The 26,099-nt window shown below is 73.7% G+C and carries 26 protein-coding genes and 1 pseudogene; 23 read left to right on the forward strand and 4 right to left on the reverse strand.

The window, feature by feature from the left end:
* The first annotated feature begins 65 nt into the window (after positions 1-65).
* Positions 66-485: a hypothetical protein gene (locus E4A51_RS10135; RefSeq protein ID WP_134851653.1), complete on the forward strand. Its 420-nt coding sequence runs from the start codon at positions 66-68 to the stop codon at positions 483-485.
* On the opposite strand, the gene E4A51_RS10140 is transcribed toward E4A51_RS10135, so the two are convergent.
* Both E4A51_RS10140 and E4A51_RS10145 read right to left on the reverse strand, forming a co-directional pair.
* The gene (locus E4A51_RS10140) at positions 442-2,085 is read right to left on the reverse strand and encodes a DNA polymerase IV (protein ID WP_167748891.1); all 1,644 of its coding nucleotides are present in this window, start codon (positions 2,083-2,085) and stop codon (positions 442-444) included. The two genes, E4A51_RS10135 and E4A51_RS10140, sit on opposite strands and share 44 nt — an antisense overlap.
* A gap of 122 nt (positions 2,086-2,207) precedes the next feature.
* Positions 2,208-3,119, reverse strand: a complete 912-nt coding sequence (locus E4A51_RS10145) for an endo alpha-1,4 polygalactosaminidase (RefSeq protein ID WP_167748892.1) — start codon at positions 3,117-3,119, stop codon at positions 2,208-2,210.
* A gap of 215 nt (positions 3,120-3,334) precedes the next feature.
* Between E4A51_RS10145 and E4A51_RS10150 the strand changes: the two genes are divergently transcribed.
* From E4A51_RS10150 to E4A51_RS10175, 6 genes are all read left to right on the forward strand, one after another.
* Entirely contained in the window at positions 3,335-3,862 is a 528-nt protein-coding gene (locus E4A51_RS10150) for a low molecular weight protein-tyrosine-phosphatase (protein ID WP_305038347.1), read from the forward strand.
* A gap of 188 nt (positions 3,863-4,050) precedes the next feature.
* A complete protein-coding gene (locus E4A51_RS10155; RefSeq protein WP_240696438.1) occupies positions 4,051-5,628 on the forward strand; it encodes a class I SAM-dependent methyltransferase in 1,578 nt (525 codons plus the stop codon).
* Between the two features lie 30 nt (positions 5,629-5,658).
* Positions 5,659-6,336 carry a nucleotidyltransferase domain-containing protein gene (locus E4A51_RS10160; RefSeq protein WP_134851657.1) on the forward strand — a complete coding sequence of 226 codons (678 nt, stop codon included), beginning with the start codon at positions 5,659-5,661 and terminating at the stop codon, positions 6,334-6,336.
* A gap of 122 nt (positions 6,337-6,458) precedes the next feature.
* The gene (locus E4A51_RS10165) at positions 6,459-6,722 is read left to right on the forward strand and encodes a hypothetical protein (RefSeq protein ID WP_206120023.1); all 264 of its coding nucleotides are present in this window, start codon (positions 6,459-6,461) and stop codon (positions 6,720-6,722) included.
* A 39-nt stretch (positions 6,723-6,761) separates the two neighbouring features.
* A complete protein-coding gene (locus E4A51_RS10170; RefSeq protein ID WP_070319194.1) occupies positions 6,762-7,937 on the forward strand; it encodes an aminotransferase class I/II-fold pyridoxal phosphate-dependent enzyme in 1,176 nt (391 codons plus the stop codon).
* A complete protein-coding gene (locus E4A51_RS10175; protein ID WP_134851659.1) occupies positions 7,919-8,488 on the forward strand; it encodes a GNAT family N-acetyltransferase in 570 nt (189 codons plus the stop codon). The genes E4A51_RS10170 and E4A51_RS10175 overlap by 19 nt, the downstream gene beginning before the upstream one ends.
* 60 nt (positions 8,489-8,548) lie before the next feature.
* Here the strand turns inward: E4A51_RS10175 and E4A51_RS10180 are convergent, their stop codons facing one another.
* On the reverse strand, positions 8,549-9,100 hold the full coding sequence (locus E4A51_RS10180) for a TetR/AcrR family transcriptional regulator (RefSeq protein ID WP_134851660.1): 552 nt from the start codon (positions 9,098-9,100) through the stop codon (positions 8,549-8,551).
* Between the two features lie 91 nt (positions 9,101-9,191).
* On the opposite strand from E4A51_RS10180, the gene E4A51_RS10185 reads away from it, so the two are divergent.
* The 7 genes and pseudogenes from E4A51_RS10185 to E4A51_RS10215 all read left to right on the forward strand — a co-directional run bounded on the left by E4A51_RS10185 (position 9,192) and on the right by E4A51_RS10215 (position 14,596).
* Entirely contained in the window at positions 9,192-10,178 is a 987-nt protein-coding gene (locus tag E4A51_RS10185) for an SDR family NAD(P)-dependent oxidoreductase (RefSeq protein WP_134851661.1), read from the forward strand.
* A 68-nt stretch (positions 10,179-10,246) separates the two neighbouring features.
* Positions 10,247-10,608: pseudogene (locus E4A51_RS10190) on the forward strand (zf-TFIIB domain-containing protein).
* A 68-nt stretch (positions 10,609-10,676) separates the two neighbouring features.
* The gene (locus E4A51_RS10195) at positions 10,677-11,504 is read left to right on the forward strand and encodes a hypothetical protein (RefSeq protein WP_134851662.1); all 828 of its coding nucleotides are present in this window, start codon (positions 10,677-10,679) and stop codon (positions 11,502-11,504) included.
* A gap of 102 nt (positions 11,505-11,606) precedes the next feature.
* Positions 11,607-12,503, forward strand: coding sequence for a DUF72 domain-containing protein (locus tag E4A51_RS10200; RefSeq protein ID WP_134851663.1), 897 nt, complete (start codon positions 11,607-11,609; stop codon positions 12,501-12,503).
* Between the two features lie 105 nt (positions 12,504-12,608).
* Positions 12,609-12,941, forward strand: a complete 333-nt coding sequence (locus tag E4A51_RS10205) for a hypothetical protein (protein ID WP_134851664.1) — start codon at positions 12,609-12,611, stop codon at positions 12,939-12,941.
* A gap of 78 nt (positions 12,942-13,019) precedes the next feature.
* Positions 13,020-14,135 (forward strand): lactate dehydrogenase, encoded by a 1,116-nt coding sequence (locus E4A51_RS10210; protein ID WP_134851665.1) that lies wholly within the window; start codon positions 13,020-13,022, stop codon positions 14,133-14,135.
* Complete coding sequence (locus E4A51_RS10215) at positions 14,132-14,596, forward strand: ACT domain-containing protein (RefSeq protein WP_167748893.1); 465 nt, start codon at positions 14,132-14,134, stop codon at positions 14,594-14,596. The genes E4A51_RS10210 and E4A51_RS10215 overlap by 4 nt, the downstream gene beginning before the upstream one ends.
* 478 nt (positions 14,597-15,074) lie before the next feature.
* On the opposite strand, the gene E4A51_RS10220 is transcribed toward E4A51_RS10215, so the two are convergent.
* A complete protein-coding gene (locus E4A51_RS10220) occupies positions 15,075-16,460 on the reverse strand; it encodes an SIR2 family protein (protein WP_167748894.1) in 1,386 nt (461 codons plus the stop codon).
* Positions 16,461-16,954: 494 nt separating this feature from the next.
* Here E4A51_RS10220 and E4A51_RS10225 point away from each other — a divergent pair, with 494 nt between their 5' ends.
* The 9 genes from E4A51_RS10225 to E4A51_RS10265 all read left to right on the forward strand — a co-directional run bounded on the left by E4A51_RS10225 (position 16,955) and on the right by E4A51_RS10265 (position 26,067).
* Positions 16,955-17,644, forward strand: a complete 690-nt coding sequence (locus E4A51_RS10225) for a FadR/GntR family transcriptional regulator (protein WP_046529732.1) — start codon at positions 16,955-16,957, stop codon at positions 17,642-17,644.
* A 119-nt stretch (positions 17,645-17,763) separates the two neighbouring features.
* The gene (locus E4A51_RS10230) at positions 17,764-19,020 is read left to right on the forward strand and encodes a sugar ABC transporter substrate-binding protein (RefSeq protein ID WP_070319179.1); all 1,257 of its coding nucleotides are present in this window, start codon (positions 17,764-17,766) and stop codon (positions 19,018-19,020) included.
* A 2-nt stretch (positions 19,021-19,022) separates the two neighbouring features.
* Entirely contained in the window at positions 19,023-19,982 is a 960-nt protein-coding gene (locus tag E4A51_RS10235) for a carbohydrate ABC transporter permease (protein WP_052748396.1), read from the forward strand.
* Positions 19,979-20,833 carry a carbohydrate ABC transporter permease gene (locus E4A51_RS10240; protein WP_046529733.1) on the forward strand — a complete coding sequence of 285 codons (855 nt, stop codon included), beginning with the start codon at positions 19,979-19,981 and terminating at the stop codon, positions 20,831-20,833. The genes E4A51_RS10235 and E4A51_RS10240 overlap by 4 nt, the downstream gene beginning before the upstream one ends.
* Before the next feature lie 61 nt (positions 20,834-20,894).
* The gene (locus E4A51_RS10245) at positions 20,895-21,983 is read left to right on the forward strand and encodes a mandelate racemase/muconate lactonizing enzyme family protein (protein ID WP_134851669.1); all 1,089 of its coding nucleotides are present in this window, start codon (positions 20,895-20,897) and stop codon (positions 21,981-21,983) included.
* 2 nt (positions 21,984-21,985) lie between these two features.
* On the forward strand, positions 21,986-22,810 hold the full coding sequence (locus E4A51_RS10250; RefSeq protein ID WP_134851670.1) for an SDR family oxidoreductase: 825 nt from the start codon (positions 21,986-21,988) through the stop codon (positions 22,808-22,810).
* Positions 22,804-23,703 carry a dihydrodipicolinate synthase family protein gene (locus tag E4A51_RS10255; protein WP_134851671.1) on the forward strand — a complete coding sequence of 300 codons (900 nt, stop codon included), beginning with the start codon at positions 22,804-22,806 and terminating at the stop codon, positions 23,701-23,703. Before E4A51_RS10250 ends, E4A51_RS10255 begins: the two co-directional genes overlap by 7 nt.
* A 122-nt stretch (positions 23,704-23,825) precedes the next feature.
* Positions 23,826-25,463, forward strand: coding sequence for a fucose isomerase (locus E4A51_RS10260; protein WP_134851672.1), 1,638 nt, complete (start codon positions 23,826-23,828; stop codon positions 25,461-25,463).
* A gap of 106 nt (positions 25,464-25,569) precedes the next feature.
* Positions 25,570-26,067, forward strand: a complete 498-nt coding sequence (locus E4A51_RS10265; protein WP_134851673.1) for a heme-degrading domain-containing protein — start codon at positions 25,570-25,572, stop codon at positions 26,065-26,067.
* Positions 26,068-26,099: the final 32 nt, after the last annotated feature.

The following is a 26,099-nucleotide window of genomic DNA, read 5'->3' on the forward strand; positions in this document are numbered from 1 at the left end:
GTCGGGCTCGACGCCGGGTCGCGGATCCGGGCCCGCGCGCCGACGAACTCTGGCAGGGTCGGGTGATGGCCACCGGAGACCTGCCCCACGCCCGCCCCGTCGACCCCGACGCGTGGACCGGTGAGGACACCACGCCCTTCTACCGGGACCGCAGCTGGTGGGTCAGCACGGCGGCCGCCGTCGTGCTGCTGGCAGCGACGTGGGTGACCCCGTTCGGGATCGCGACCGCCGGGGTCCTCGCGGGTATCGGGATCGCGCTCCACCCGGGCAAGGGTCGCGACGACCGGATCGTCCGCGCCGTGTGCGTCGGCGGGTTCGTGCTGCTCGTCGGGCTCATGCCCCTGCTCAGCGCGGGGGCTGCGGGGCTGAGCCTCAACCAGCGGGTCGCCCAGGCCGTCGTCGGCCTGGTCGTCGGGCTCGTCGTCGGCAAGGTCGTGCAGGTCAGGCGGGACGCAGCTCGGCGGGCACGGCGCTCGGCGGTGTGACGCCCACGGGCTCGACGAGCACGAGCGGGTCCGCGTCGAGGTCGAGCACGCGCGAGCGTGCCGGTGCCGTGGTCGCGGTCTCGAAGCGGACGGTCGCCTCGCGGCCCCGCACGTGCACGACCCAGCCGCGCCCGAGCGTCGCGTGCTCGACGTCGAGACCGGGACGCGCGTTGGCCTCGTCGAGCGGGCGCCCGACGGGTGACGGGCCCAGCGGGCGCCCGACGACGCGTGCTCCGGTGCCCTCGTCGGCGGCGTCCGCCGCGTCGAGGGCGGTGACGTCAGGCAGGTCGGGATCCGTGACCGGCTCGGTGGTGGCGCCGTCGACGGGGGTGTCAGCGGTGGTGTCGGCGACGTCGGGACCCGTCGGCCGGTCGTCGACGTCCGCGACGTCGGGCGCGGCGTCGACCTCGGGTGCGTCGGCGACCGCGAGCCGGCCGCTGACGTGGTCGTGCTCGGCGACCACGGCGCGACGGGGCGCGTCGAAGAGGTGCGCGTCGAGGTCGAGAGCGAGCTGTGCGTGCGCCGACAGCGCGTGGAACGCGACGCCGAGCAGGCGCACGGGCTCGACCACGCCCGCCGCGAGCACGGCCCGTCGCGCGGCGTCCCGCAGGTCGGCGTCGGACGCCGTGGGGTACGGGAACGTCACCGAGCGGGTCACGGTCGAGAAGTCGGCGTAGCGCACCTTCGCGACGACCGTGCGGGCGGCGCCGCCGTGCCGTTCGAGCCGTTGCAGCGCCTCGTCGACCACGTCGTCGACGGCCGCGAGCACGACCTCGCGGCCCCGCAGGTCCGTGGCGAACGTGCGCTCGGCGCCTGCCGACTTCCGCTCGGTGGACGTGACGACGGGACGGTCGTCGAGCCCGCGGGACATCAGGTACAGCCCGGTGCCGTGCGCCTCGCCGAGCGTCATCGTCAGCGTGTCGAGGGGCTGGCGGCGCAGGTCGGCGACCGTCCGCACCCCCAGCCGTTCGAGCGCGCCCTGCGTCGCGGGCCCGACGCCGGGGACGGTGCGCACGTCGAGCGGCAGCAGCACGTCGTCCTCGTCCTCGGGTCGCACGACGACGACGCCGCCGGGTTTGCGCAGGTCGGACGCGATCTTCGCGACGAGCTTGGACCGCGCGACGCCCACGGACACCGTCAGACCCGTGAGCTCCGCGACGCGCGCCTGCAACCACGCCGCGGCCTCCTCGGGCTCGGGGACGCCGTCGGGGGCGAGTGCGAGGTCGGCGAACGCCTCGTCGATCGAGAGCGGCTCGACCGCGGGCGTCAGCTCGCGCAGCACCCCCATGATGACCTGCGAGTACGCCGAGTACGCCGCGAACCGCGGCACCAGCACGGCCGCCGCCGGGCTGAGCCGGCGGGCCCGGGCCATGGGCATCGCGGACCGTGCGCCGTCCCGCCGCGCCTCGTACGACGCGGTCGACACGACCCCACGCCCGCCGACCCCCCCGACGAGCACGGGCCGCCCGCGCAGCGACGGCTTGTCGCGCTGCTCGACGGCCGCGAAGAACGCGTCGGCGTCGAGGTGCAGGACCGTCGCGGCGTCGCGCACGCGCACGCCCGCCTCGAGCCGCTGCGCGCGATCACCTCCCCGGTCCACACCCCCATCCTCCGTCGTCCGGCTGACACCCACCCGCCGCGTGCGGCGTCCGGCACCCGTCGTCCGTCACAGGTGCTCGGTGCTACCCCGTCAGGTTCCTCGGCGGGTGTCGTCGTCGGAGGTCACCGCGAGCAGGTCTCGTGGACGGCGGCCGGGTCGGTGCGCGGGGCCAGGTCGTGGTCGCGCAGGATCACCGACAGGTGCGGGTCGTGCGTCCCGGGGTCGGACTGCGCGGCGCACAGACGCTCGAACGGCGCGCGCTCGTACTCGATGTCCAGCACCACGGGGTACACCGCCGTGTACGCGCCGCACTCGTCCCACTGCGCGCACGACTCGGACACCACGAGGTCGGCGCCGAGGGCCCGCACCGCCTCCGCGAGGTCGGGCGTGTTCTTCTGCGCGTACGCCAGGCCGTGCGCGTGGGTCCGCTCGACCAGCAGCGCCGTGAGCGCGAGCGCGTCGTCGGACGTCAGCAGGCCGCGCGAGCGCGTGAACGAGTCGAGGTTGTCGACCTCCACGGCGTCGAAGCCGCTGGCGGCGCACGTGTCGATCGACGCGCCGACGCGCTGCGCGACCCGGGCCCGCAGGTCGGGCGTCGACAGGTCGTACAGCACCTCGTCGGGCCACCCCGGGTCGACCACGGGCTCGCCGTCGTCGTGCAGCACCAGGTCGGGCTCGTCGCGCAGCACCGCGGCCGTGTCGCCGGGCTGGGTCTGGAACCCGTTGACGTAGCAGATCGCGTACGGCCCGGCCGGTTGCTCGGTGGAGTCGCGCGCGACAGCGACCGAGCCGGCGTCCGGCTCGTCCGCGCCGCCGAGCTGGTACTCGAACGGCGCACCGGCGGGCGGCAGCGGGACGTCGAGCGTGGCGGTGCCCGACGGCGCGGCGGGTGCCTCGACCCCGGGCGCGTGGACGGACGGGGACCCGCCCGGGACGTCGGCCCGCGCGCACGACGCGAGCGGCACGACGCACACGGCGACGACGACGGCCGGGTGCAGACGCCGCCGACGGCTCGGAGCGTCCGGTCGCGGCACGTCGCCACTGTAGGCGGACGCGCGTCGCGGACCCGCGGTCGCGCACGTCGTCGACGCCATCGCCGACGCCGACCCCGTCGACGGACAGGCACCCGGACCCACGGACACCGGCACGCGCCTGTCCGTCGGCCGAGGCGGTGTCCGTCGACGCGTGCGTCGGGTGCCGGAGGCGCCGTCGCCTCTGAGCCGTCTGCACGGCCTGGGAGGATGGACGCGTGAGCCGCCCGTACCGCGTCATGACCGTCTGCACCGGCAACATCTGCCGCTCCCCGATGGCCGAGGTGGTGCTGCGGCAGCGCTTTGCCGACGCGGGCCTCGGCGACGTCGTCGAGGTCGACTCGACGGGCGTCAGCGACGAGGAGCACGGCAACCCGGTGGACCCGCGGGCGCGCGCGGTGCTGCGCCGTCACGGCTACCCGACGGGCGAGGGGCACCGCGCGCGGCAGGTGCGGGCCTCCGAGCTCGCGGAGCGTGACCTCGTGCTGCCGATGACGGCCGCGCACGCGCGGGCGCTGCGTCGGCTCGTGGACGGTGACCCGGCGCTCACGGACCGCATCCGGATGCTCCGCACGTTCGACCCCGCGGCGCCCGCCGAGCCGGGCCAGCCCGAGCACGTGCTCGACGTCGACGACCCCTGGTACGGCCCGGACTCCGGGTTCGAGACGACGCTCGCCGAGATCGAGGCCGCCGCGGACGGGATCGTCGCGCACGTGCGCGCCGCGCTGGACGCACCGGACCGCTGACCCGTCCGCACCCGCGCACCTTCGCCCCGCGTTCTCCTCGTCGACGGACACCGTCGCGGACGACGGACAGCCGCGTGCCCGTGTCCGTGGAGTCGTCAGCCTGTCCGTCGGCGGGCCTGGTCGCGAGGAGCCCGCGTTGGTGGCGCCTGTGAGGTGACGCGGGCGGGCGTGTGGCAGCGTTGCCGTCCGTGCCTGCGATCCGTCACGTCCTGTTCCCCGGCCGTCACCACCTGGTCACGGCGTTCCAGGTGGCGTACCTGACCGACCTGCTCGCGGGGCGCGTGCGCGACGCCGCGGGGGAGCCGGTCGAGTGCGCGCCCGACGCGCGCGTGGTGTGGGCGCTGACGTCCGCGACGCACAGCGGCACGCGTCGCAACCCCGTGCCGGCGCACCGGCGCGAGGCGATGGTCGAGGCGGTGACGACGCGCGCGGGGCTGCCGTCGCTCGTCGTGCCCGTGGCTGACGTGCCGCCGAGCCCGCGGTTCGCGCACACCGTGCTCGCGACGTCCGAGCTGGTGCTGGGTGCGCCGCTGACGCCCGCCGACACGGTGGTCGCGTGCTCGACGCCCGAGGTCGCGGCGATGTACGCGGCCGAGGGGTTCCGCATCGCGACCGTCGAGGCGGGTGCCCCGGGCGACCCGGACCGGCCGTGGGTCGTGCTCGAGCGCATGGTCGCGGGCGACGACGCGTGGCGGACCCTCGCGCACCCCGAGGCCGTCGCGTTCTACGAGCGGTACCGGCTGGACGAGCACGTGCGCCTGGTGCACACCGACCCGACCGTGCAGGACGACGGCGACCTCACCGCGACGCGCGACTACGCGACGTACACGGCGGCGTTCGACGACGCGTCGGACCGCAAGTGGGCGCAGGTCGCGCCGCACGTGCGCCCGGGCCGTGTCGTCGACCTGGGGTGCGCGGCCGGGGGGCTGCTGGAGCGCGCCGCGCGCGACCCCCGCCTCGCGGAGTCCGACCTGTACGGCGTCGACGTGTCCCGGCACCTCGTCGCGGAGGCCGAGCACCGGCGCGCGCAGGGCGTGTTCGCCAACCCCAACGTGTTCTTCGCGCAGCGCAACCTGCTGCTGGGCCCGGTGTTCCCGGACCGCTCGGTCGACACGACGACGACGATCGCGCTCACGCACGAGATCGCCAGCTACGGCGCGGGCCGCGCGGACCTCGAGCTGCTCGCGCGCCGGATCTTCGCGCACACGCGCCCGGGCGGCGTGTGGATCAACTCCGACGTGCTCGGCCCGGCCGACCCCGACCGCGTCGTCGACCTCGTGCTCGACGGCGACGGCGACGTGCCCGCGCGCGACCTCGACGCCCTGCCGCGCGCCGAGGCCGCGGCGCACGTCGCGGGCCTGGCCCCCGCGGCGCGGTTCACGCAGTTCGCGCACGACTTCCCGCGGCTGTCCGGCGCCGACGTCACGTACGCGTGGGTCGAGCGTGCGGACGGCCGCAGCGTCGCGCGCACGTCGCTGCGCACCGCGATGGAGTACCTCTACACGCGCGACTACACGGACTCGTGGCTGTCGGAGTGCCACGAGCGGTTCTGCGACCTCACCGGCGACGACTGGGCGGACCTCCTGACGGGCGTCGGGTTCGAGCTCGAGCCCGGCAGCGGCCCGTGGCGCAACGACTGGCTCGTCGAGCACCGCCTGCGCGTCGGCGCGGCGCTGCGCGACCCGGCGACGGGCGAGCCCGTCGACTGGCCCGACACGCACACCCTCACGGTCGCGCGCCGCCCCCTGGTCGCGGTCGCGTCGTGATCCGACGCGCCCCGCACCAGCGCGTCGAGAATGATCGACGAAAGTCGAGAAGATTCGACAGTCGTCGACTATCGTCGACGGATGGACATCACCCGTCCGCTCGCAGTCGTCGCGCCCACGCTCGACGCCGACGTGCTGTACCGGCTGCTGCGCGCTGAGGAGGTCGCCTTCACAGCGGGGCAGCTGCAACGTCTGATCCCGGAGCGATCCGTCGACGGGGTGCGCCGCACGCTCGAGCGGCTCTCGCGCCAGGGGGTCGTGAACGCCGTGCACGTCGGCCACGCGATCACGTACCGACTCAACTCGGACCATCTCGCGGTGCCGGGACTTCGGCTGCTCGCGGCACAGCCCGCCGAACTCGTCGACAGGATGGCGCGGCAGCTCGACACGTGGCCGGTCCAGCCGCTCTACGCATCGATCTTCGGGTCGTGGGCCAGGTCGCAGACCACCGAGACGTCCGACGTCGACCTGCTCGTGATCCTCCCGACCGCCGCCGCGGACGAGGTCGAGGCGTTCGTCCGGGATCTGGAGGACCGGGTCCACGCATGGACCGGGAACGATGCGCGGGTGCTCCTCCTCGACCAGGAACAGGTCCGCGACGAGAGCCTGCGGCCCGTGCTGCAGAACGCGCAGCGTGACGGGATCCGGGTCGCGGGCGACGAGCACTGGCTGCGTCGTGCCCTCCGACGCGCGGCGGCGCAGTCGTGAGACTTCAGCCCGCAACCCCGGGCGTACGTGCCGGTCGACTCGCCAAGGCTCGGCAGTTCGGCGACGCAGCCGCCGACCAGCTGAGCCTGGCCGACGACCCACGTGACGTCGCGGACGCGTACGTGACCCTGGCGGTCCACGCCGGCATCGCCGCTGCCGACGCGATCTGCTGCGCACGGCTGGGGCACTACTCGCGCAGCGAGAGCCACCACGAGGCGATCGAGCTGCTGAAGTCCGCCGACCCGACGATGGCCCGACACCTCCACACGCTGCTCTCGCTCAAGACGCAGGCGGCCTACGCCTCGGGTTCCGTCCGCGAGGGTGACGTCACACGTGCGCAGCGGGCGATGGAGGCACTGCTGCGCAGCGCGGGCACGCTCTCCTGAGTCCGCGTCGACGTCCCCGTGCACGGCAGACTGGCCCGCATGAAGGTCGCTGCCCGCGCGCACGTGCCGCCGTTCGCCGTCATGGAGATCCTCGCCGCCGCGAACGCGCGCCGCGCCGCGGGCGAGCACGTGCTCAACCTGTGCGCGGGCGAGCCGTCGACCGGGGCGTCGGACGTCGTGCGGCAGCGCGCGATCGACCTGCTGACGGCCGGCGACCTGGGGTACACCGAGTCGCTGGGTGCGCCGGGGCTGCGCGCGGCGATCGCGACGCACTACCGGGGCACGCACGGCGTCGACGTCGACCCGGCGCGGGTCGCGGTGACGACGGGGTCGTCGGGCGGGTTCATGCTCGCGTTCCTCGCGGCGTTCGACGTCGGCGACCGCGTGGCCCTCGCGCGGCCCGGCTACCCGGCGTACGCGAACATCCTCACGGCGCTGGGCTGCGAGGTCGTCGACCTGCCGTGCGGGCCCGAGCAGCGGTACCAGCCGACGGTCGCGCAGCTCGAGGCGCTCGACCGGCCCGTCGACGGGCTCGTGGTCGCGTCGCCCGCCAACCCGACGGGCACGATGATCGCGCCGGACGAGCTCGCGGCCCTCGCCGCGTGGTGCGGCGAGCACGGCGTGCGCCTGGTCAGCGACGAGATCTACCACGGCATCACGTACCCGGACGCGTCGGGCGAGACGCCCGCCACCGCGACCGCGGCCCGGTACCTGCGAACCGGCGCGGTCGTCGTCAACTCGTTCTCCAAGTACTGGGCGATGACGGGCTGGCGCCTGGGTTGGCTCGTGCTGCCCGACGACCTCGTGGCACCTGTCGACGCGCTCGCGGGCAACGTCGCGCTGTGCCCGCCGGCGCTCGCGCAGCACGCGGGCGTCGCGGCGTTCAGCGACGCGGGCATGGCCGCCGCGCGCGCCAACGTCGAGCGCTACGCCGAGTCCCGCAGGCTCCTGCTCGACCGCGTGCCCGACCTCGGGTGGGACCCGGTCGCACCCGCCGACGGGGCCTTCTACCTGTACGGCAACGTGGCGTCGACTAGCCTCGACGCCGTGACGTACTGCGCCCGACTGCTCGACGAGGCCGGGGTGGCACTGACCCCCGGCACCGACTTCGACCCCGTGGGCGGCCGTGACTGGGTCCGGCTGTCCTTCGCCTCCTCGCCGGCGGTGGTCGCCGAGGCGGCCGACCGGATCGTCGCGTGGCAGGGCACGCTGTGAGCGCCGTGCGCGCCGCGACCGCGGCCGACGTCCCCGCCGCGGCGCGGGTGCTGGCCGACGCGTTCACGGGCTACGCGTGGACCGACTGGGTGCTGCCGGCCGACGACCACGCGGCACGGCTCGCCGAGGTGCAGGGCCTGTACCTCGCGCACGCGGTCGAGCACGGCGTCGTCCTGGTGGACGACGACGTGCGGGGCGTGGTCGCGTTCGTGCCCGTCGACGTCCCGCCGCCCGCCGACGAGGTGTGGCACCGCGTGGCGGAGCTGCACGGCGACCGCATCGAGCGCCTGGGTGCCGCGCCGAGCCCCGAGCCGCCCGCCGGGGCGTGGACCCTCGCGACCCTGGGCGTGCTGCCCGAGGCCCGCGGGGCGGGTCTGGGGTCACGCCTCGTGAGCGAGGGGCTCGACCGCGTCGGCGACGTGCCGGTCGTGCTCGACACGTCCGACCCGCGCAACGTGACGCTGTACCGGCGGCACGGGTTCGAGGTCGTCGCGCAGGTCGACGTGCCGGACGGGCCGTCGGTCTGGTCGATGCTGCGCCGGGCGGCCTGACGCACCGACGCGCTGCCGGGCGCGGCGCGCGGGTGGTCCCGCGTACCGGCCCGGCACGTGTCAGGGGCGCAGCCCGTGGAGCAGCACGGACGCGTAGCGCGCGGCCGCGCCGTCGTCGGCCGTGCGTCCCAGCCGGACCGCGACCTGCATGCCGCACACGAGGTGCTGCACGTCGACGGGCGTGAGGTCGGGGCGGACGTCGCCCGCGGCCTGCGCGCGGGCGAGCAGCGCGCCGAACGCGGTGAGCAGCTCGTCGAGCACGGCGCGCAGCTCGGGGCCGGCCCCGGCGGAGTCGCTCACGACCTCGGCGAGGGCCGGGTCGTCGGCGAGCAGGCGCGTGGCGCCCACGACGAGGTCGCCGAACGCGTCGGCCGTCGGGTCGTCGGCGGCCTCGCGCGCGGCCGTCACGAGCGGGTCGAGCGTCTCGAGCGCGAGCGCCTCGACGAGGGCGCGGTGGGACGGGAAGTGCCGGTACGCGGTGCCGACCCCCACGCCCGCGCGGGCGGCGACGTCGGCCAGCGCCGGCGGGTACCCGCGCTCGTCGCGCGCGCTGCGGGCGGCGTCGAGCAGGGCGGTGCGGTTGCGCGCGGCGTCGGAGCGGAGGGCGACCATGCCCCGACCCTACCTTGAAACGGAATCCGTATCCGCTTAAAGTCCGCCGAGTCGGAACCGGAGGAAGGTTCCGCTTCTGATCGGAGTCGCCGTGCCCGCGTCCACCTCGCCCCGCGCCACCGCCGCAGCAGCCACCGCCACCGCGTGGGACCCCCACCACCTGCCCGACCAGACCGGCCGCACCGTCGTCGTCACGGGCGGCAGCGCGGGCATCGGCTACTTCATCGCCGAGCAGCTCGCGGGCGCCGGTGCGCACGTCGTCGTCGCCGCGCGCGACGCCGGCCGCGCCGCCGCCGCGCGGGCCGCGATCGTCGCGCAGCACCCCGCCGCCGTCACGAGCGTGCTGCCGCTCGACCTCGCGTCGCTCGACTCGGTGCGCCGCGCGGCCGACGCGCTCGCGGACCTCGACCGCGTCGACGCGCTCGTGCTCAACGCGGCCGTCATGGTGCTGCGCACGGCCGGCGCGACCACGGCCGACGGCTTCGACCCCGTCATGGGCACGGGGCACCTCGGCAACGCGGCGCTCGTCGCGCACGCGCTGCCCGTGCTGGCCCGCACGCCCGGCGCGCGCGTGGTCGGCACGACCAGCGGGCTCGTGCGGCTCTTCCACCCCGCGATCGGCGACCTCGCGGCCGCGTCCCGCCCGCTGCCGTCGGCGCGACCGCTGACCGTCGGCCGTCGGTACGTGCTGTCCAAGGCCGTGCACGAGGCGTTCTTCGCCGAGCTCGACCGGCACCTGCGCGCCACGGGCTCGTCGACCGTGGCCCTGCTCAGCCACCCCGGCGTCGCGATCGGCTCGCGCAGCCCCCTGCGGCCCGGGGTCCTCGACCCGCGCCGCGCCGACCGCGGCGTCGAGCCGCTGTGGGGCCTCGTCGGCGCGGGCAAGGACGCGGGCGCGTGGTCGGCCGTGCGCGCCGCCGCCGACCCGCACGTCGAGAGCGGTCAGTACTGGGGGCCCGCGGGGCGGATCACCGGCCTGCCCGTGCTGGGCGCCGGCGACCCGCGCTACCGCGAGCCCGCGCTCGGGCGGCGCGTGCGCGAGGAGACCGAGGCGCTGGTCGGCGTGCGGCTGCCGTGACCGGGGTGCCGGGCGGCCCACAGCCCGGCGACGTAGGTTGTGCCCACGCTGCCGAGAGGAGTCCCGCCATGCTGTGCCCCGTCGACCAAGCGACGCTCGTCATGACCGACCGCCAGGGTGTCGAGATCGACTACTGCCCGGTGTGCCGCGGCATCTGGCTGGACCGCGGCGAGCTCGACAAGATCCTCGACCGCGCCGCCCCGGCCGCACCGGGCGTCGACCCGCGCGCCGTCCCGGGTGCTGCGGCGCCCGCGCCCGCGTACGGGCCCCCGAGCCGCGCGGGTACGACGACCGACGCGGGTACGACGAGCGGCGGGGTTACGACGAGCGCGGCGGCGATCCGCGGAGCGGCTACGACGACCGCCGCGGGTACGACGGCCGCAAGCGCAAGAAGCGCGAGTCGTGGCTCGAGGACCTCTTCGACTTCTGACCCGACGTCCGACCCCGCCGACGTACCTCCACCGCTAGGGTCACCGCGACCCCGGTGACAGGAGAGACGTGAGGCTGTTCCGACGCGACCGCACCCCGCCGCCCGAGGCGCTCGGTGCGGGCACCGCCCTGACCGTCGACGTGGTCGAGGGGCAGTTCACCTCGGTGCTGGTCTGGACGCGTGAGCTGCGCCGCGTGCTCGACGACGCGCAGCCCGCGCTCACGGTCCTGCACGCCGCGGGTTTCGAGGGAACCGTGCAGCTGCGCGCCGGCGACGCGCCGGGTGCCGTGCTCGGCGACGTGCGGCAGCGCACCGGGCGCACGTTCGGGATCGAGGTCGAGCCCGGCGGCGACCTCGTCCTCGACCTGGGTCGGGGGGCGCAGCAGCGACGGACCGGCCCGATCATGACCGAGCTCGTGGCGCTGCCCGGCCTCGGGCTCCAGGACCCGCACTCCATCGCGCTCGCCGAGGTGGTGTTCGCCGTCGCCGAGGTGGTCGCCGAGGAGGCGGACGACCCCGTCGCGCTGCCGGCGCCGCTGACCGTCACGCGCGCCAACCTGCAGCTCCTCGCGGAGACCGACGACCTGCCCGAGCGCTGGTGCGCGTGCCTCTTCGTCACGCGTCCGCACGACGTGCCGCCGGACGCGGACGAGGAGCTGCGGTCCGCGCTGTGGGTCGAGCACACCGAGGGCGTCAAGGTGAACCTCGACGGGTCGGTCGCCGACGACCCGAGCGAGCGGGACGACCCCGGGGCGGACTCGCACGCGGCGCTCGCGACGCTCGAGGAGTGGGCGGGCACGGACGTCGACCTCGGCCCGTACGCGCGCTGGCTCGCGGAGCGGACGCAGGAGTGGCTGGGGATGACGGTCCGGGGGCTGTCGCCGACGGGTCGCTGACGGGACCGGGCGGCGGACCCGAGCGTCGTCCGCCGGGACGCGTCGTGGGACGGGACCGCGCCCCGGGCGGCGCCCGCGCCGGCGCCCTCCTACAGTCGCCGCATGGCAGGCGCGGTGCGCATCGGCATCTCGGGGTGGCGGTACCCGCCGTGGCGGGGCGTGTTCTACCCACCGGGGCTGCCGCAGCGCAGCGAGCTCGCGTACGCGGCCGCGCACCTGGGGTCCGTCGAGATCAACGGGTCGTTCTACTCGTTGCAGCGCCCGGATTCGTACCGCGCGTGGCGGGCGGACACCCCCGAGGGGTTCGTGTTCTCGGTCAAGGGCCCGCGCTTCGTCACGCACATGAAGAAGCTCGCGGGCGTCGAGACGCCGCTCGCGAACTTCTTCGCGTCGGGCGTGCTGGCGCTGGGGGACCGGCTCGGGCCGCTGCTGTGGCAGCTGCCGCCGAACCTCGGCTTCGACCCCGACCGGCTGGCCCGGTTCTTCGACCTGCTGCCGCGCAGCACCGCGGCGGCGGCGCGCCTCGCGGAGCGGCACGACGACAAGGTCGCCGAGGGGCGCGCGCTGACGACGACGGACGCGGACCGGCCGCTGCGGCACGTGCTGGAGGTCCGGCACGACTCGTTCGTCACGCCCGCGTTCCCGCAGCTGCTGCGCGCGCACGACGTCGGCCTGGTCGTCGCCGACACCGCGGGACGCTGGCCGCACCTGGAGGACGTGACGAGCGACGTCGTCTACGTGCGCCTGCACGGGCACGGCGAGCTGTACGTGTCGGGGTACGACGACGCACAGCTCGACGCGTGGGCCGCGAAGGTCGCGGCGTGGGCCACGGGCGCACCGCCGCCGGACGGCCCGCGTCTCACGCCCCCGGCGCCCGACCGGCCGCGTGACGTGCACGTCTACTTCGACAACGACGTGAAGGTGCGCGCCCCGTTCGACGCCGCGGCGCTCGCGGCCCGGCTCGCCGAGTGCGGTCTCGGGGCACCCGTGGGTCGCTGAGGGGCGTTCCGCCGGACGGGTGGAGTCGTGGTCACAGCGCGAGCCCGTCGGTTATGACCGCTTAGTCTTCCCTCCGGCAGGGCCGCGGGGCACGGCCACCAGGGCATGGACACCACGAGCACGGGACGGCACATGATCTTCTTCGGCTGGGGACGACGCGGCAAGACGGCCGAGCTCGACCCGGGGCGCGTCCTGGTGCGCGCGTGGTCGTACTTCCACCTCTTCTGGCTGTTCCGCATCTCGTGGCCGAAGGGCTACACGCTCGCCACCGCGACGCCCGACGGCTGGGCGCAGCGCGCGATCTCCGACGAGGAGGGCCGCGCGCTCGACCCGAACGGTGCGACGGACGTCAACGTGTGGTGGCGCTTCGGGCTGCTGCTGCCGGTGATCGGCATCGTCTGCTCGGTCGTCATCGCGTCGCTGTTCCCGTCCGCGTGACGTCGCGGGCCTGACCCGCACGCCCCGGCACGGCCGCGCGCAACGTGCGCGTCATCCGGCGCCCGTAGCGTGACCGGCATGGACGTGGCGGTGCTCGGGGCGACGGGCGACGTGGGCCGGCAGATCTGCACGCAGCTCGTGGAGCGGCAGGTGCTGCCGCCGACGTCGCGGCTGCAGCTCGTCGGCCGGCCGGGCGGTGCGTCGGGGCGCGCGGTGCACGGCCTGCGCACGGACCTCGTGGACGCGTACGACGAGCACGCGCCGCTGCTGGACGTCGCGCTCGACCCGGACGACGTGGTCGCGGACGTGGTCGTCGTGGCGGCCGGGCGCACGCCCCCGCCGACGAGCGACGGCGTGCCCGCGTCGCGCGCCGAGCTCGCGGCCGACAACGCCGCGGTGTTCCGCGCGTACGCCGACGCGCTGGCCGCGCACGGGTCGGGGAGCGAGGTCGTCGTCGTGGTGTCGAACCCGGTCGAGCTGGGTGTCGCGATCCTCGCCGAACGGCTGGGGCGGCACCGCGTGATCGGCATGGGCGCGTGGCTCGACACGCTGCGGTTCCGTCGCGAGCTCGCGGTGTCCCTGGGGGTGCGTCGGCACCGCGTGGGCGGGTTCGTCGGCGGGCAGCACGGCGAGGACGCGGTGCCGCTGTGGTCGACCGTGCGCATCAGCGGCCTCGACGTCGACGAGCGCGAGCGGGCCGTGGCGCGGCTGCGCGGCGGCCGCACGCTCGCGACGTTCCCCGCGGAGGTCGCGGACGCGAAGGCGCAGCTCATGGCCGTGGCCTCGCGCGACATCGCGGCGGCGTTCGCGCTCATCGACACCTGGCCGCCCGACCTGCGGGTGGTCGCGCGGCCGTGGATGACGCACCAGTCCGGCGCCAAGACGGCCACGGGCACGGCGTCCGCGACGATCGACCTGGTCGAGACGATCCTCGACGGCCGCGAGATCGTCGTGGCCGGTCAGGTCGCGCTCGCGGGCGAGGCGTCGGTGGGCGGCTCACCGGTCGACGGGGTGCTGGGCGTGCCCGTCGTCGTCGGGCCCGAGGGGTGGACGCGCGTGCTGCTGGACCCGCTGCCGCCCGACGAGGACGCGCGCCTCGCGCAGGCGGCCGCGGCGATCGCGGCGGGCGCTGCGCCGTGGACGGGCACGACCCCGACGACGACCCCGGCGACGGCGGACGGAGCGGCCCGGTGACCCACGACGACACGCGCTGGGTCGGGTACGTGCGCGCCGACCACCGCACCGGCAGCATCGCCGCGCTCGCGGGCGTGTTCGCGACACGTGGCGTCAACGTCGACTCGATGGCGACGGGTGACGTGCACGACGACGCGGGCCTGGTCGTCGTGACGTTCCGCGCGGGCGATCGGCGGGCGCGCCTGCTCGCGCGCACGGTCGAGCGCCTGCCGCAGGTGCGCTCGGTGCTGCTGCGCGTCGCCGACGACGAGCGCGTGCGCGCCGCCGCGGTGGTCCGGCTGCCGCCGGGCGTCGCGTTCCAGCCGCCGCCCGAGGCGTCGGTGCGCTGGTCGGGCGACACCGCGACGGGCGACCCGCTGCTGGTCGAGGGGCCGCTCGCGGACGTCGAGCTCACGGTCGAGGCGGCGCGCGCGGCCGGTGCGCACGCCGACGCCGCGGTCATCCAGCCGCCGTACGCGTGAGGGGTCGCAGGCGGCGTGGTGCATCGAGCGCGACGCTGGTAGTCCGCATGTCAGAGCCGTGCCATCGCCCTTCTGGGCCTAGCTAGACGCCCTAGCCGACGTGCGTGCGGCTCGACTACGGGCGCGCGCATCGGGGCAGGCCTGTGTGCCCACGACCTGAGTCGAGATGTCGTGGTTGGTGCCCAGCGGTTGAGACGGACGCGGCGCACCGCGCTCGCCCGGGCTGAGTCGCTCTAGACCACTGCGCCGCGAGGCTGCGACGCATAGTGAACTAGTCCTTGCTCGTGCGCTTCTCGGTCACAGGGCCGCGAGGAGCCCGCTGCGTAGCGCTCGCGGACACGAAGCGTCCGGTGACCGCGCTGCGCCCGTTCGTAGTGGTTGCACGGTAGGTGGCGCGGTCGATCTGCTTGAGCGATACCTTGCTCGTCGACTTCATGTGTCCTCCCGCGGTGGGTGCTCATGCTAGCTCCTCAAGCTGTCAGATGAGGCTCAAGAGGTCACCCCACTGGCTGGCCAGTTCCAGGAGTTCCTGCTGCCATGCGTCGGCGTCCAGCTCCTTCAGTGTTCTTGGGCTAGCCGATGTCAGCACTGCAGACGAGAAGGCTGGTCCGCCGTCGACCTCGACTGTGATCGGCGCCGCGACCACCGAGCGCCATCGTTGTGTCGCACCGCGCGGACCATCAAGATCAGCAGCGAGTACGTCGTCGCGCCCCAGGCACTGGCCAGCGACCCAGGCACTGTCGTGGCCGACTTCCACACGTCGGAGTTGAGCCGGGTCGACGTAGGTGCGATCCGGCGCGGACCAGCGCACGAGGCGTCCGCAGCCGTCAGCGATCCACAGTGTCAGGTTCGCTTCATCCCCGAGATGAGGGCGGAGCTGGTCTACGTGATCCTGCAGTTGCTGGTTATGAAATTGCTGCCCCCACCGAAACTTTGACGCCTGTTGCGCCCATACCGTAGCGGCCCGTTCCTGTGGCGACCGGTAATCTGGTTCGCAAAGATGAGGTAGTTCACGTAGGGCTTGGGCGGCGTCCGCGTGGTCGTGAAGCGTTACCGGGCGTACGCCGATTGCTGTCCACTGGTTTTCGAGAGCTGGCTTAAGTCGCTCGAATGTCGCGCGGTCGAGCCCGATTGCTTCTCTGGCGAGCAGTACAGCCACCTCATGGTCTTTGTGAGTCGAGTGCAGCCACTGGCGAATGTCTGGATCGCGATAAGAGGTGCCTGCCAGGATGAGGGGCCCCTTCTGGATCGAGTCCTGGAGCGCAGCGACCTGCCAGGGATGCGGTTCGGCCCCGAGTCTGGCGAAGTCGCTCAGGGTCAGCACGATCCCGCGATCCGGAGCAGCGGGGTCCGGTGGGAGGATGCCATGGAGGTGGTTTACGACGTAGGCGTCGGGAGGGCCTTGGCGACTCTCTGCTCGTTCGTGCACCTCGGCCTTGATGCCGCTCTCGGCTAGAGCCAAGCGCAGTGCGTCGCCAAGCAGAGTGTCGAAGTTGAGCGTGTGGAGCTGGACCGTTCCCGGATTGTGCCGCGCAGCAAGGGCGGCTGCCGCGAGGTGCAGGACTGCCGGTTCTGGCGCCGTAGGGCCGTCGTACAGGGTTTGTCGAAGCAAGGATGCGAAGTCGGAGGTGGCCGCTTTTGCTGCCTCTGCGGCCAAGATTGCGTCTTGTCTCGCGAGGAAGGTGCTCGCCTCCGTGTGATTGCCGACCGCCCCGCTTCTCACAAGGAGGTCACGCGCTAGCGCGTCCCAACCCGGGAGGCCCGCGCCAGCGGAAGCTCCAGCCCCGAGCAGCACGCTGACTCGGTCGGCGGCGAGCGGCCGCAACTGGTTGATGGTCGCCTTATCGAGGTCGGCTGCGCTCACGTGCCCAGGATGCCCGAGATCAAGGTCGACCACGTGCCGTTTGAGCACCTTGGCTCCGCGACTTGCTCGGCCTCCTCTCGTTGCAAGGAGAGCAAGCGCAGACACTCACCATGCGTGTATCCGACCGCCGTTTGCACCCCCTGAGAGTGCCTCGGAGGGTGACGAAGTGAGCGAGGCCAGTACGGCCGCGCGAAAGCGGGCCTTCCTCGACGTGGCGCGGCAGGCGCCCCTGGCGCGCCCGTGCGGGCCCATCCCGGGAGCCTCGTCGATCAGCTGCGGACGCCTCACCGGAGTTGGTTGGCGCTGTGATCGGACCGCTCCTGTCCGTTCAGGGGAGATGAACTGCGTACAGGTCAGCACCCCACCTCGCAGCACCTTGTCGGACAAGTGACCACTTCGTGTTGTCCTGCCCGCTGCTGCCTGCCTAGCGTGGCGCTCGTCGCACTCCGGGTGCGGCGCGAGTCCTCAACGAAGAGGTGAGCAGCTTGTCCGACATGTTGGCGGGGCAGGACGAGGTCGACGTCCGGCTGGTCGAGCGGATCGTCGAGCTCGGCCTGCGGGTCGGCGAGGTGCTCCCCACGGAGTCGGAGATGGCGGCGGCCATGCACGCGGGGCGTCCGCAGGTCCGCGAGGCGCTGCGCGTCCTCGAGGCGTTCGGCGCGGTGCGGTCGCGGCAGGGCGCGCGGCGCGTGTGGCTCGGGTTCCACCCGGACCGGTTCGGCCTGTACCTCGCCGCGGTGCTGGGCGTGTCGGACCGGTCGGTCGAGGAGCTGTTCGAGATCCGGCACGCGTTCGAGATCAGCCACGTCGCCGAGGTGACGGCCCGCATGACGCTCGCCCAGCAGGACGACCTGCGGGCGACCGTCGCGGCGATGACGACCGGGGCACGGCGCGGGCAACCCGTGCACCGGGAGGACGAGGCGTTCCACCGGGCGCTGTTCTCGTCGGTCGAGAACCGCGTGTTCGAGGGCGTCTCGGCCGCGTTCTGGCGCCTGCACGGGCGTCTCGAGGGGGGCGCGCGGCAGCAGGAGGACCTGCTGTCCGTCGCGGCGATGCACGCGCGGATCCTCGAGGCCGTGGTCGCACGTGACGTGCGGCTCGCGACCCACGAGCTCGACGCGCACTTCTGGGGGGTCCGGCGCCGGCTCGACGACCGAGCGGCGACCGTCCCCGCCCTCACCTGACGGGTCGGGCACCCGACCCGCACCACCTGTCCGGGCCCCCGGGCGCAGCGCTGCGCCCCGGCACGCCCGGAGCACCCGACACCACCACTCGTAGGTCATGCACGGCTCAAGGAGGAGCAATGAAGGCACGCAGCAAGGTCGCCGCCGTCGCGCTGTCGATGGCCGCGGTCACCGCGCTCGCGGCGTGCGGGGGCGGCGACGACGCCGCCGAGGGGCCCACCACCGTCGAGTACTGGCTCTGGCAGGACGACGCCACCGACACCACCTGGGACGACCTCGCCAAGGACTTCAACGCGACGCACGACGACGTGCAGGTCAACCTCACGACGATCCCGCTCGAGCAGTACCAGGACCGGCTGCTCACGGCCGCGTCCTCGGGCACCGCGGCGTGCGCGGCGCGCAGCAAGGACTGGTGGCTCGGGCAGTTCGCGCCGCAGGGGATCCTTGCGGACCTCACCGACCAGGTCGAGGCGTGGGACGGCAAGGACGACGTCATCGACTCGCTGTGGGACACGGGCCGCCTGCCGGGCAGCGACGCGGTCTACATGCTGCCGCACCAGTACGTGACGCTGTGGCTCTACTACAACAAGGACCGCTTCGCGGAGGCGGGCCTCGAGCCGCCGACGACGCAGCAGGAGTTCCTCGACGCGGCCGCGGCGCTCACCGACGCGGCGGCCGGCAAGTACGCGTTCGACGTGCGCGGCGGCGCGGGCGGCCAGGACCAGTGGATGGCCTGGATGTTCGCGGGCGGTGCCGACGTCGTCGACTCCGCGGGCGACGTCGTGCTCGACAGCCCGGAGGCCGTGGCCGCGAACGAGCGGTACCTGTCGGTCGTCACCGAGCTGGACGCCGCGCCCCCGGGCTCGGTGACCGCGGCGTTCGCGCCCGTGCAGACCAACTTCGCGGCCGGCACGACCGCGATGATGATCCACCACCCCGGCTCGCTCAACGCGATGCGCGAGGCGCTGGGCGACGCGCTCGGCGTCGTCCCGATCCCCGTCGGCGACGGCGCCGGGCCCTCGACGCTCACGTCGATGAGCGGCAACGTCGTGCTGCAGTCCTGCAAGGACAAGGACGCCGCGTTCGAGTGGATCTCGTGGCTCGCGACCGAGGAGCCGATGCGCACGGTCTCGACGTCGATCCAGGGGCAGCTGCCCGTGCTGGAGTCCGTCGCCGCGTCCGAGCCGTTCTCGACGGACCCCGACCTGCAGCTCGCGGTCGAGGCCGCGCGCACGGCCAAGAGCTGGCCGGCCCTCCCGGGCGTCGCGCAGCTCGCCGCCAAGGAGTTCCAGACGCAGGTGCAGATCGCGCTGCAGGGTCAGCAGTCCAGCGAGGAGATGCTCGCCAAGCTCGTCACGACGCTCGAGCAGGACTGACCATGACCACCGTCACCACCCGAGCGGCCGGTCCCACCGGCACCACCGGCACCGGCCGCTCGGCCACCACCCCCGCGCCGCGGCGTCGCCCGCGGCGCGGGCTGGAGGCCTACGTCTACCTCGCGCCCGCGCTCGTGCTGGTCGGCACCTTCGCCGGGTACCCGCTCGTGCGGTCCGTGTGGTTCGCGTTCAACGACGTCAACCCGTTCGTCGGCGTGCAGGGGTTCGTCGGCCTGCAGAACTTCGTGGACGTCGTCACCGCGCCCGACTTCGGGCTGCTGGCCCGCAACACGCTCGTCTGGACCCTGGGCGCGGTGCTGCTGCAGCTCGTGCTGGGCCTGGTCGGCGCGCACCTGCTGAACGCGAAGTTCCCGCTGCGGGGCGTGTACCGCGGGCTCGCGATGATCCCGTGGGCGACGCCCAGCGTGCTGGTCGCGCTCATGTGGATCTGGATCCTCGACCCCAACCACGGCGTGCTCAACGCGGCGCTGCGCGGGCTGGGCGTGATCGACCGGCCCATCGCGTTCCTGTCGGAGTCGTCGACCGCGCTGCCGACGCTCGTCGCGGTCGACGTGTGGCAGGGCGTGCCGCTGTTCGCGGTGATGATCCTGGCCGCGCTGCAGGGCGTCGCGCCCGAGCTGCGCGAGGCCGCGGGCATGGACGGCTGCGGGCCGGTGGGCGTGTTCCGGCACGTCGTGCTGCCGGCGATCCTGCCGACGATCCTCATCACGACGCTGCTGCGGCTCATCTGGACCGCGAACTACGTGGACCTCGTCCTCATCATGACCGGCGGCGGGCCGGGCCTGGCCTCGACGACGCTCTCGCTGCAGTCGTACGTCACGGCCTACAAGGCCATGGACTTCGGCACCGGTGCCGCGTACGCGGTGCTGCAGGCGGCCGTGCTGTCCGTGCTGGTCGTGGTCTACATCCGCCTCACCTCGAGGAAGGGGGCCGGCCGATGAGCGCCGTCTCCGCGCGGCTCACCGGCCTGGCGGCCGCACGCCGCACCGGCCTGTACGTGCTGCTGACCGTGTGGATCGTGACGATCCTCGGGCCCTACGTGGTCATGTTCCTCACGTCGCTGACGCCGTCGTCGCAGCTCGCGTCCGCGGGTGCGTCGCTGTGGCCCTCCGAGATCAGCACCGCGGCGTACTCCGAGCTGCTGGGCTCGACGCCGTTCCTCACGTACCTGCGCAACAGCCTCGTGGTCGCGGCGGTCGCCGTGCCGCTGGCGCTGGTGTGCGCGAGCGGCGCCGCGATCGCGCTGTCCCGCTTCGAGTTCGTGGGGCGCCAGGTGTTCATGGTCGCGGTGCTGGTGGCGCAGCTGCTGCCCGCGGTGCTGCTCGTCATCTCGCTGCAGGGCCAGCTGCGGGTGTTCAACCTGCTCGACAACGTGCTGGGCCTCGCGCTCGTGCACGCCGCGTTCGCGACGCCGTTCGCCACGTGGCTGCTCAAGGGGTTCCTCGACTCGATCCCGCGCGAGCTCGAGGAGTCCGGCCGCATCGACGGCGCGAGCTCGTGGCAGGTGGTCCGCATGATCATCGTCCCGCTGCTCGCCCCCGGCATGGTCGCCGCCGGCACGTACATCTTCATCCTGTCGTGGAACGAGTTCCTGTACGCGCTGACCTTCATGCAGTCGACGTCGACGCGCACGCTGCCGATCGGCCTGCACCTGTTCATCGGCGAGTACCAGATCCGCTGGGACCTGCTCACCGCCGGCGGCGTGCTCGCCGTCCTCCCGGTCGTCGCCGGGTTCCTCGTCGTCCAGAAGCGCCTCGTCGCGGGCCTCGCCGCGGGCGCCGTCAAGGGGTGATCGCGCAGCGCAGACCCACCCCGCCGGCACCCGCACGCACCACCCCCGGAAGGACCCCGTCGTGAAGATCGAGAGCATCGAGTACCAGCTGTCCCGCCTGCCCCTGCCGAAGGGCACGTGGGGCGACCAGATCCACGTCGTCACCCACATCGAGATCATCACCGCGCACCTGACGACCGACACGGGCGTCGTGGGCGTGGGCCTGTCCCACACGTCCGGCGTCGGCGGGCGCGCCATGATGGCGATGCTCGAGGAGCTGACGCCGACCCTGCTCGGCCAGGAGGTCGCGGCCGTCCCGCTGTGGCACCGCTCGTGGCAGTACCTGCGCGACAACGGCCCCGGCGGCACGACGACGCTCGCGCTCGCGGCCGTCGACATCGCCGTGTGGGACGCCCTGGCCAAGGAGCGCGGCGTGCCGCTCGCGGACCTGCTGGGCCGCGTGCGCGACCGCGTGCCGCTGTACGGGTCGGGCATCAACCTCAACCTGTCGGCCGAGGAGGTCGTCGAGCAGGTCAAGGGCTGGAAGGCGGACGGCTACTTCGCCGCCAAGGTCAAGGTCGGCAAGCCCGACCTCGAGGAGGACGTCGAGCGGCTCACCAAGATCCGCGAGGCCGTCGGCATGTACCCGCTCATGGTCGACGCGAACCAGGGCTGGACCCTCGGGCAGGCCGTGCAGGCCATGTCGCGGTTCGAGCACCTGGGCCTGTACTGGGTCGAGGAGCCGCTGCGCGTCGACGACGTCGTGGCGCACCAGCGGCTGCGGGCGCGCTCGACCACGCCGATCGGCCTGGGCGAGAACGTGTACACGCTGCAGCAGTTCAACCAGTACCTCGCGAACGACGCGTGCGACTTCGTGCAGGCCGACCTGGGGCGCGTCGGCGGCATCACGCCGTACCTCGACATCGCGGCGCTCGCCCGCGCGTACTGCGCGCCCATGGCCCCGCACTTCGTCGTCGAGCTGTCCGCGCACGTGCTGTGCTCGGTGCCGAACGCGCTGTGCGGCGAGATGACCGACGGCGGCACGCTCACCGAGCTGGGCGCGATCCTGCCGCAGCCGCCGCAGCACGGGTTCTTCGTGCCGCGCGACGTGCCCGGCCACGGCCTCGAGCTCGACACCGAGCACCTCGCGGCGCACCGGGTGGAGGTGTGACCGTGACCGACCACCTCTTCGGCCTCGAGGGCCGCACGATCGTCGTCACCGGGGCGCTGGGTCAGCTCGGCTCGGCCCTCACCCGCGAGCTGCTGGCGCGCGGCGCGCGCGTGGCGGCGGTCTCGCGCGAGGCCGCGCCCGGCCCGGATCACGCGCTCGCGGACCTCGTGGACCACCCGCGTCTGCGGTTCGCGGCGCTCGACATCGCCGACCAGGCCAGCATCGAGGCGGGTCTCGACGCCGTGCTGGAGCCGTGGGGCGCCCCCGACGGCCTGGTCAACACCGCGGGCATCGACACGCAGCCCAGCGCGCCGCCCGAGGTCTCGGGCCCGTTCGAGCAGTTCCCGGTCGAGGTGTTCCGGCAGGTCGTGGACGTCAACCTCACGGGCACGTTCCTCATCACGCAGGCCGTGGGGCGGCGCATCCGCGAGGCCGGCAAGCCCGGCTCGATCGTCGCGGTCGGCTCGATCTACGGCATGGTCTCGCCGGTCCAGGACATCTACGCGTACCAGGAGGAGCGCACGGGCGTCCCGTTCGTGAAGCCCGTCGCGTACTCGGCGTCGAAGTCCGGGATCTACAACCTCACGCGGTACTGCGCGACCTACTGGGGCCGGCACGGCATCCGCGTCAACACGCTCACGCCGTCGGGCATCGAGCGGGACACGCAGGACGCGACGTTCCAGGCCAACTACACGAGCCGCATCCCGATCGGCCGCATGGCCACGACGGACGACTTCCTGGCGCCCGTCGTCTACCTGCTCAGCGACGGCTCGCGCTACATGACGGGCGCGAACCTCGTGGTCGACGGCGGGTGGACGGCGTGGTGAGCGACCGCGAGCGCATCTTCTCGGCGCTCGTCACCCCCACGCGCGCGGACGACGCGGTCGACCTCGACGTGCTGGGCGAGGTTGTCGAGGAGCAGCTCGCGCGCGGCGTCGAGGGGTTCTACTGCTGCGGCTCGTCGGGCGAGGCGCTGCTGCTCTCGCTCGACGAGCGGCAGCAGGTCGTCGAGCGCGTGACCCGGCAGGTGGCCGGGCGCGTGCCGGTCGTCGCGCACGTCGGCACCGCGAGCACCGCGCAGACGATCGCGCTCGCGCGGGCCGCGCAGGAGTCCGGCGTCGCGGCGATCTCGATGATCCCGCCGTACTACTACGCGTTCACGCCCGACGAGATCGAGCGGTACTACCTCGAGGTCGTCGAGGCGGTGGACGTGCCGGTGCTGCTCTACAACATCCCGCAGTTCACGCGCGTCGCGTTCGACAAGTCCAACGCCTCGACGCTGCTGACGCACCCGCGCGTGGTCGGCATGAAGCACACCGACCACAACCTGTACTCGCTCGAGCGGCTCGTGCAGGCGTTCCCCGACAAGGTGTTCGTCAACGGGTTCGACGAGCAGTACCTGTCCGCCCTGGCGGTCGGTGCGCGCGCGACGATCGGCACGACCGTCAACATCCAGCCCGAGCTGTTCGCGCGCGTGCGGGACCGGTTCGCCGCGGGCGACCTCGCGGGCGCGCGGCGCACGCAGTCGCAGATCAACGAGGTCGTCGAGACGCTCGTCGCGCACGGCGTGTTCCAGTCCGCGAAGTACCTGGCGTGCGCGCGCGGCGACGTCACGGGCAACTGCCGGCGCCCGTTCCGTCCGCTCGACGACGACGACCGGACCGCGCTCGACGCGCTCCGCGGTCGCATCGCGACGTTCGTCGCCGAGGACGCCGCATGACGGGCCAGGCCGTGCCCACGCAGCGGCGGGGGTCGGCCGACGCGCCGCCCACACCCACCCCCGTCCACCCTGCCCCCGCGCACCGTCGCGCACCGGGCCCCGACCGACCAGGAGAGGTCGCCATGTCCACGTACGTCTTTCCCGACGTCGCCCCCGAGCCCGTCGCCCCGCCGCGTACTGCGTACCTGGTGGCGTCGGGTGATCTGCGGGAGTCGGCGAACACGGCGGGGTGGGCCACGCAGGTCGAGCTGGAGCACGTCGTCACGGCGGCGTTCGCGGAGCACGGGTGGGATCTGGTGCGGGCGAACGGGGTGGATCCGGTGACGGGGCATGGGTTCATCAGCTCGCAGCGGATGGGTCTGGAGGTGTTCGCGAGCGTTCCGCCGGATGCGCCTCTGGTGGTGGCGGAGGCGGTGTGGCAGTACAGCCATCACGTGCTCGCCGGTCTGCGGACTCACCGGGGGCCGGTCCTCACGGTGGCGAACTTCGCGGGGGACTGGCCGGGGTTGGTGGGTCTGCTGGGGTTGAACGCGGGCATGACGAAGATGGGTCGGGAGTACTCGACGATCTGGACGGTCGACGGCACGGACGACTGGTTCCGCGCGGGGGTCGCGTCGTGGCTGACGCACTGGCGGATCGTGCATGACGCGTCGCACGTGCGCCCGTTGCCTGTGCTCCCTGAGGGTCCCGAGCGGGAGCTGGGGGAGGCGTTGGCGGCGCAGCTGCTGCGGGACAAGGCGATCGTCGGGGTGTTCGACGAGGGTTGCATGGGGATGTACAACGCGATCTTCGACGACGAGCTGTTGAACCCGACGGGGATCTACAAGGAGCGGTTGTCGCAGTCGGCGTTGTGGGCGCAGATGCAGCAGGTCCCCGACGACGTCGCCGACGGGGTGCACGAATGGTTGCTGGAGGCGGGGATGACGTTCCGGCTGGGCACGGACGAGGCCACGGAGCTGACGCGTGAGCAGCTGCAGTGGCAGTACAAGATGTACGTGGCGGCGTTGTGGATCGCCGATGACTTCGGGCTGGACGCGGTGGGCATCCAGTACCAGCAGGGTCTGAAGGACGTGTGCCCGGCCTCGGATCTGGCCGAGGGGTTGTTGAACAACGTGGCCCGTCCGCCGGTGCGTTCGCGTGACGGGTCGCGGGTGCTGTGGGACGGGCGGGCGGTGCCGCACTTCAACGAGGCCGACGAGGGTGTCGCGGTCGACGCGCTGGTGACCAACCGGGTGTGGTCGGCGATGGGTCTGGACCCGGCCACGACGTTGCACGACGTGCGCTGGGGCGAGGACTTCGACGGGGACTTCGTGTGGGTGTGGGAGATCTCGGGGTCCGTGCCGGCCTCCCACCTGGACGGCGGGTACGCGGGGGCTGAGGGGTGGCGGCAGGACCCGGTGTTCTTCCCCGCCGGTGGGTCGACCCTCAACGGGGTCTGCAAGGCCGGGGAAGTGGTCTGGTCCCGGGTCTACATCGCCGACGGCCGGTTGCATGCTGATCTGGGCCGTGCCACCGCGGTCGACCTGCCCGCCGCGGAGACCCGGCGCCGCAAGGAGGCCACGAACCCGGAGTGGCCGATCCTGCACGCCGTGCTGCACGGCGTGACCCGTGACCAGTTCATGGCCCGTCACAAGGCCAACCACCTCAACGTGGCCTACGCCCCCGACGCGGCCACCGCCGACAAGGCCCTGACCGCCAAGGCCGCCATGCTCCACGGCATGGGCATCGAGGTCCACCTCTGCGGCGACATCCAGATCTGACCACCGGAGCAGGGCACGGAGCAGGCACCGTACGCCCGGCCGCGGCACCGCGGCCGGGCGTACGGTCGGGTGCCGGCGCACGGCCGGCGGACGAGAGGGACGGCACATGGCTGACACGCAGGACGACGCGACGGCGCTGGTCGAGCGGCTCGAGGCCGAGCTGCGGGACGTGACGCTCGTACGGTTCGGGCACGACGACGCGTGGTGGCTCGGCACGTGGGTCTGGCGCGTCGCCGCCGAGCGCGACCTGCCGGTCGTGGTCGACGTGCGCCGCGGCGAGCACCAGCTGGTGCATGCGTCCCGGCCGGGCACGTGCGCCGACAACGACGGCTGGGTCGAGCGCAAGGTGCGCACGGTCCGCCGGTTCGGAACCGCGTCGTACGTCGTCGGGCGGCGGCTGGCCGCCAAGGGCCAGACGCTCGCCGACTACGGCCTCGACCCCGCGCGCTACGCGACCGCGGGCGGCTGCGTCCCCGTCGTCGTGGACGGTGCCGGTGCCGTCGGCACGCTCGCGGTCTCGGGGCTGCCGCAGGCCGACGACCACGCGCTCGCGCTCGAGGCGCTGCGCGCGCTGCGGGCCGCGCAGGAGACCGGCGAGGTCTGAGGCCCGCGACGGGCGGCGCGAGCGTCGCGACG

The organism is Cellulomonas sp. HD19AZ1, from assembly GCF_004535805.1.
GTDB lineage: Bacteria > Actinomycetota > Actinomycetes > Actinomycetales > Cellulomonadaceae > Cellulomonas > Cellulomonas iranensis.